Annotated in this window: 4 protein-coding genes and 1 pseudogene; 4 read left to right on the forward strand and 1 reads right to left on the reverse strand. The window is 53.9% G+C overall.

Going from position 1 to position 7,196, the window contains the following annotated elements; translation table 11 throughout:
* Positions 1-351 precede the first annotated feature (351 nt).
* Positions 352-1,842, reverse strand: a complete 1,491-nt coding sequence (locus tag ACWNRM_RS12110; RefSeq protein ID WP_485171009.1) for a sulfatase-like hydrolase/transferase — start codon at positions 1,840-1,842, stop codon at positions 352-354.
* A 371-nt stretch (positions 1,843-2,213) separates the two neighbouring features.
* Between ACWNRM_RS12110 and ACWNRM_RS12115 the strand changes: the two genes are divergently transcribed.
* The 4 genes and pseudogenes from ACWNRM_RS12115 to ACWNRM_RS12130 all read left to right on the forward strand — a co-directional run.
* On the forward strand, positions 2,214-3,842 hold the full coding sequence (locus ACWNRM_RS12115) for a capsular polysaccharide export protein, LipB/KpsS family (protein ID WP_485172218.1): 1,629 nt from the start codon (positions 2,214-2,216) through the stop codon (positions 3,840-3,842).
* A complete protein-coding gene (locus ACWNRM_RS12120; RefSeq protein WP_485171011.1) occupies positions 3,839-5,257 on the forward strand; it encodes a capsule biosynthesis protein in 1,419 nt (472 codons plus the stop codon). The genes ACWNRM_RS12115 and ACWNRM_RS12120 overlap by 4 nt, the downstream gene beginning before the upstream one ends.
* Positions 5,254-6,522, forward strand: coding sequence for a glycosyltransferase family 4 protein (locus tag ACWNRM_RS12125; protein WP_485171012.1), 1,269 nt, complete (start codon positions 5,254-5,256; stop codon positions 6,520-6,522). Before ACWNRM_RS12120 ends, ACWNRM_RS12125 begins: the two co-directional genes overlap by 4 nt.
* 158 nt (positions 6,523-6,680) lie before the next feature.
* A pseudogene (locus tag ACWNRM_RS12130) lies at positions 6,681-7,079 on the forward strand (transposase); the annotation flags it as partial.
* Positions 7,080-7,196: the final 117 nt, after the last annotated feature.

Genomic DNA, 7,196 nt, shown 5'->3' on the forward strand with positions numbered 1-7,196 from the left:
TTATGCGGGTATAGCCCCCCCCCCCCCCCGCAGCTTCCCACAATTCTATGATCTTCTCGTGCGAATCATGCTCTTGCGGTGCAGTCCGTCCGCGCAAACCACGACTGTCTGCAAAAACGCTCTGTGCGCAACACATGACGGTCATGGATGCAAGGCCAGCCAGGGCTTTTGGCGAACAATACCCAACAAACGCACGATCTGATCAGTAGACAGACAGTACAAGTCTTTCATCCCTGACCTCCAGAGACAAGCTGGAGACAGACCTTCATATCCAGATCAGAGGGGCCGAAGTACACAAGGAGACAAAGGCATAAAAATCATTTTCTGATAAAGCCTTCACGCCACAGCGTTTCACTGCACCCGCGCCTGTAGGACGTCGATAATCCGATGATGAAGAGCCGCAGGCGTCAGCGAGTTGCCTTGCAGGCCTGGCATAGAGGCGTAAGCGCCAAACCCCTCCATGATCACCGGTGTATGACGCATTCCGCCGGGAAGCACGGCACCGGGAATAGATGGTCGATGATCACCATAGAAAACCAGAAGCGCGTCTCGACCTGCATGTTCCAGCGCCAGTCTCAAGCGGCCTAGCAGATCATCCCCATGCTTCAAATGATGCAGGTATTGGTTGACCCCCCCGGACCACGGGCCATGATTCTCGATCGTTACAGCGAAAACAAACGTACCTGACTGATTTGAAACGGCATCATCAATCAAGGTCAGTATTCTATCTCCAATGGCAAGATCTGAGACATGTGAGCCGTCATGCTCCAAGTCGTGAAACTCGCTTTCGCCTATGAGCCTGCTGAACCGGGCAAGTGGCATCAAAGAATCGCGACCGTAAAAAGCTAAACTGTGAGGATGAAGGAACACACGTTCTGCAATCACCGGTTCCAGTCGAGCTGCCAAAGCATTTTCAGCCTGCTCCCTGGCTGTGAGATAGGGGTCGAAACGCCTGAAGCCCAAAGCGCTTTCCTCATGCCCAAACAGAACGCCATATTCCGTTCGCATGGTATAAGCCCCAAAGCCTGAAACCTGTAGCCTGCCAGATTTACCTTCCTGTGCTGCGCGCCGCAAATTGGGAAGCTCGCAGCTTTGCGAAAAAGCCACTCCAAGTTCAGACGGATCCGCAAATGATTCGCACTGAACTACAACGACCAGAGGCGGTGCGCTCACGGCGTGCTTGGCGACGCACGCCCATACAGGTAGTTGCCTGCGACGATCCTGTTTCCATCTGGACCATCCCAACATGATCGTCGCCAGTAACCCGTAGCGCTCCTCACCTAAGTCAAGATCGGCATGAGGCAACAGCACGCGAGCCAGACCACTGCGATCCAGGCCAATCTGACCGATCCACCCGACTGAAAACAGACCAACTCCTTCCAATCTGAATGCGAGAGCAGCGCCCTTTTGCAGATGTATGATATCGACTAGCAGCAGACTCAGGACGGATACACCAACCAGCGCGATCCCAGTAACAAGTGCGGCCCGAGCAAGGGCAGGAATAGCACCCAGATAGAATCTCGGATGGACAAAAAACGCACCAATTACTGCCACATCGCTGAACATCAACGGCTCGCCAAGAATATTTCTTTTGAGCCATGAACCAAAAACCAGCAATGCAGCTGTAAGGACCGAGAGTCCCGCAGCCATGGACGGACGCCCGATAACAGCATCAAGCACACCAAACAAAATGCACACCATAACGAGGCGAAAAACTGAACTTGTGATAAAAAATTTACCAAAAAGAAGAAAAGGTTTTTTGCCCCGACGGATGGGAATTATCAACGCAGAAATAACGTCAATAAATACAAATAATAAAAATACTACAATGAAATACTTCACTTGTTATGCCAAATTACTATTGTAAATATTAAAGCCACATTCACGCATCGAGTATATCATATTTTTATATTCACCGTATCCATTTTTGATGGGGTATTCATTTTTCGTCTTCAAAGCATCGCATTGCAATGTTAAAGCTCTTCCCATAATTGCTAAAGCCTTGCCATATGCATCTCAGGCGGAGGCACACGACAGAAAGAGTATCAATCTTGAGTTCAGGAGCTGTTTCGACGTCAAGTCCCCTCCCACTCATTCTTTGTACACCCCCTTTGGGAAAGCCCGCCTCTCCTGTTGCCCAGCTCAGGATGAATGCTCCCAGGTCGGCCTTGGCGACATACGCTTCGCCAGATCAGATCTTTGCGGATCCTGCTGTGCAGGAAATCATGAAAACCCGAACTGGCGGGACATTCTGGGAGCCGTCGGTTGCCCCGGATGCCGCTCCTGTCGTCCTCTGCATAGCCTCTCCCATCGAAGCTGCTACGCAAATGTGGCGAGAGGCCAAGCAGGCATTCACGCCTGAACAACTGCTCGTTGTCACGCCCCAAGGAGAGGCCGGATGGCGTAAATTGCGCAGCGACGTGCGTGCAGATGGCGGCCAGGCCCTATCTCATAGGGTGAATCCTCATTCCCTGCTGGATGGCAAACGCGTATTCCTTCTCCCCTCGACTGGCATGACGCCACTTGCCGCTCTCGCTGCCTTGAGTGGTCACGTGATTTTGCGACCAGATGAAAATGGTCGATGGAAGTCTGATCCTGTTGCCGTGTTCGATGCCTTCCATGCGCTGCGTTTTGCCACCCAGTATCGTTCGCCTTTTTCTGGCATGCCGATCGATATTCTTGCTGCCATAGCGCTCCTCGACCAATGGCGCCAGATTCTGGAAGCCAATCGCTCTATCGCGGTTTGTGTGGGAATGTCGTTCTGGAAACGCGAACGGATGAAGACTTTCTTCGCGACTGCCAGAAAAGAACGGCCCTTTCCGGTTTTCTGCCGAACCGCCAGAGCCGCCATCAGTAACGCCAGCCGTTATAAGTACAGCAGGGGTTTGGCTGTCTGGGCTACACGTTTCCCAGCCGGGCTGGAGGAACAGGCGAGGGATGGGAATTTCCCCCTGTTGCGAATTGAAGACGGATTTATCCGCTCTGTCGGACTAGGTAGCGGCTTTCTACCCCCCGCCTCAATTATTGCGGATAGTCGCGGCGCCTATTACGACCCGTCTCAGCCCAGCGATCTGGAAGTGCTTCTGGCAACTCACCCACTGGAAGAAACGCTTCAAAGACGTGCGGCCGAGCTGATCTCCCGGATACGTTCTCAGAATATCTCCAAATATTCCAATGAAGGGACAAGCCTCGTACTCGATGCTCCGACAGGAAAGAGGATTATTCTTGTTCCAGGGCAAGTAGCGGACGACATGTCGGTCCGACTAGGCGGCGCTGATGTTGACGGCAATCTCGATTTACTTCAACGAGTCAGAACCGCTTGCCCCGATGCCTTCATCATCTATCGACCTCATCCGGACGTAGATGCAGGCCATCGCGCTGGCGCCCTGCCTGACGACAAAGTTCTGCGCATTGCCGATCAGATCTTGCGTGGCGGTGGTATGGCTCCTCTTCTGGGGGTGATCGATGAAGTCCATACCCTCACCTCACTGACCGGATTTGAAGCGCTCATGCGTGGCATACCCGTCACGACTTATGGTCAACCTTTCTACGCGGGATGGGGGCTGACCTACGATCATGTTCCCTTGGCGCGACGTAAACGCCAATTGAATATCAATCAGCTTACAGCTGCCACATTGCTGCTTTATCCTCGTTATATCGACCCTGTTACAGGCCTTTTTTGTGGGCCTGAGGTTCTCATTGATCGCTTCGGAACCCCCGGAGTGTGGCGGCCTGGTCCTCTCATGCATGTACGCAGATTACAAGGAACAGCTCGAAAAGCTTTGGCAAAAGGAGTTGGGGCCATATTGCATAGCGCTACGAAACAAAGGGATCGGCTATGAGCGCCGTCACTAAACTTCTGCCGAACGAGTCCAGAGCGGCGAACCAGACCAATGGCCCTGAACGTGTGCAGCGCAATATCCTGCTTCTGCAAGGGCTGATGGGGCCATTTTTCAGACTGATTGGCCGAGAATTGCGTCGGCGCGGATACGGGGTCTGGAAAGTCAATTTCAACGGCGGAGACAAACTCTTCTGGCGCCTCCCCGGCGGCATTGATTTCGTTGGCCGTGCCGATGAGTGGCCCGATGCGCTCACCCGAATCATTATCGAACATGACATCACCGATGTGGTATTGTTTGGCGACTGTCGTCCGTTGCATAGCGCCGCCATCGCTGTATGTGCGAGATTGCATATTCCGGTTCATGTTTTCGAGGAAGGTTATCTCCGCCCTGACTGGGTGACGTTTGAACTCGGTGGCGTAAACGGCAATTCCTCTTTGTCGCGCGATCCGGCCTATTATCTGGAACGCTCCAAGTCTTTGCCCGAGCTTCCGCCCCATCGACCCGTACCGTCATCTTTTCGAACCCGTGCCATTCAGGGACTGGCCTATAATACAGCCGATCTCCTGTCCCGATGGCACTACCGCCATTGGAACAACTATCGCCCATGGCATCCTCTGACCGAAGGAATGGGTTGGCTGCGAAAGCTTCTGGCGCGTGACGAGCGCCATGCACGAACCCAGAAAACGCTTGCGAAGCTACGGGCCTCCGGCAGTCCATATATGCTGTTCCCCCTGCAACTTGACGCAGATGCACAAGTGCGTCTTCACTCCTCCTTCAGCGGAATGGCAGAAGCCATTCGGACGGTTATCGGATCCTTCACTACGCACGCGCCTCACGGTATGCGCCTTGCGATCAAGGAACACCCTCTGGACAACAACGTTCGCAACTGGGGTCACGAAGTTGCCATGCAGGCAGCCGCCTACGGAGTTGCAGATCGCGTTGACTATTTCGAGACAGGTGATATCGCCGATCTCGTTCGTACCGCTACGGGCGTCATCACGATCAATAGTACGACGGGCACCCTCGCTCTCGCGGAGGGAAAACCGATTATTACCCTTGGCAACGCTGTGTATGATATCCCGGGTATCACGTATCAGGGACCGCTTGAAAAATTCTGGTCCAATCCAGAGCCACCGAACCAGGAAATTTTTGCCGCATATCGTCGCGTACTGATCGAGCGATGCCTGATACCAGGTGGCTTTTTCTCAAACGAAGGAATGGGGAAGCTGGTCCGACATGCGATAGACCGCCTGACACGTCACAGCCCCAGAGATTTTGCTACGGCATCGCGTGCCGAAATGGCCCGCCGCGAAGCGTTGCGCCAGGAACTGGCAAGCCACCCCGACGCTCCGGCGGAAATCATATCTCCGCCCCTGCCGGTCGTCACCCGAGTGCACAAAACAGGCGGAATATGACCGTGACTCCTCCACCAACTGACCACAGACCTTTCTATACACTCGATATCTCGCGCATTCTGACGCGAGCCAACGCGCTTGTTCCCACAGGCATAGACCGCGTCGAGTTGGAATATGCCCGCTATCTCCGCCAGCATGCGCCCGATCATATAGAATTCTCTGCCGTTCACCCTCTCGGACGTTACGCCCTGCTTCCCTACGAAAAAGCCAGCGCTTTCATCAGGGCTATTGGCAAAGTATGGGATAATGGCGCAGACGATGGCGGTAGCGCAGCAAAGCTGGGGCGAGCACTCCTGCACGGCGTGCTTGTCCCCCGACCTGTGCGCTCCACGGCGGCTCAAGCCCGCACGGGCGGCCGCAGCGTTCACCTGCTGATATCACACCATCACCTTACCCGACCCGAACTGGTTGCTGCAGCGCTTCGGAAACGCAATAGCCTTTTCGTGCCAATGGTTCATGATCTGATTCCACTGGAATTTCCTGAATACTCCCGTGAACGCGAACCGGCACGACACCAGCGCCGTATTGAAACAATCGTCCGTTACGCCGATGCGGTACTCGTTCCGTCAAATGCAACAAGGCAGGCTCTTCTGCCATATTTTAAGCGCGCAAACCGGGAGGTTCCAATATGGTCGATTCCGCTTGGTGTCCATCTACGCGCCACGGCAGAGGTTGCTCCGCACGCTGATACGCCCTCCATCATACACAATGAGCGCGATCATCCTTACTTTGTCTGCCTTGGCACGATCGAAGCACGCAAAAATCATCTGCTGCTGCTCAATATCTGGCGACGTCTGGTCGAGACTTATGGTGCTGCAGCGCCACATCTCGTCATCGTTGGCAAGCGAGGTTGGGAAAACGAGCAGGTCATAGACATGCTCGAACGAGCACCTGCTCTCAAGGGAATGGTGGAAGAGCACAACGCCTTACCTGACGCAACCGTGGTCCATCTGCTGCGGGGCGCAAAAGCCCTTCTGTTCCCGTCATTCACCGAAGGGTTCGGACTTCCTCTGGCCGAAGCGTTGGCGCTCGGCACACCCGTACTCTGTTCGGACATTCCAGTATTTCACGAAATCGGTCGAAGCTGTGCCAATTATGTTGACCCGCTGGATGGGCCTGCCTGGCTGCGTTTGATTGAAAAACTCTCAGGGCTCCTGACGAACACAGAGGCCATCACTCCAAGAGTAATTGTCGAAGAAAATCAAATTCTATCATGGCCGCAAAGCATCGCTTCTGCTTTGGGTCACATAAGAACACTTACATAGAATTCTATTCTCCTGCTAGGCGAGCATGCTGCTCGATGCGACCTCCGGGTTATACTCTTCGATCTTCAACAGGATAATGTCTTTATGCCTCTCTGAGCCCTTTTGAGAATTTGGTGTGAGTGGTTTTCAGGAGGTTTGGCACGTGAATCGGAGTCGGGATGTGGACGCCAGAACAACGAGGCCGGATGGCCAATATCAGGCGCAAGAGGAAGCGTTACCGGTCTGATCTGAGCGATGGGGAATGGGAGCACGCAGCGCCCCTGATACCGCCCTTGCACTGGCATGGTCAAAAACAGGCAACTGATTTTCGTAAGATCGTCAACGCGCTGCGTTATTTTGTTCGCTCGGGCTGATGCGTCGTTTCCTGTTTCATCCCATCCATGATGTCTGCCTGATGCTCGATCGTGAAGCCGCGGGACGCGAGGCCAGTCCATCTGGTGGCGTTATCGACAGCCAGAGTACTAAAGGCTCCTCATGCAAAGACCCATGGTTATGACGCAGGCAAGAAGGTTGTCGGCTGGAAACGTCACATCGCTGTTGATACAGATGGAGAGATCGAAGAACCGTTGGTTGATGGAGCTGGCTGGTGATTTAGTGCTTTGTCATTCTGACTGACGGCTCCTGGGGTGACTTTTGGTCTGCGCTTTGGGCAGATCGGGCGCTGTTTCCTCCGG

It is taken from the genome of Asaia sp. A2, from assembly GCF_057319415.1.

Bases quoted from the DNA above. Each gene is read 5' to 3' on its own strand.
- ACWNRM_RS12120 (WP_485171011.1), top strand. From the start codon at position 3,839: ATGAGCGCCGTCACTAAACTTCTGCCGAACGAGTCCAGAGCGGCGAAC.
- ACWNRM_RS12125 (WP_485171012.1), top strand. From the start codon at position 5,254: ATGACCGTGACTCCTCCACCAACTGACCACAGACCTTTCTATACACTC.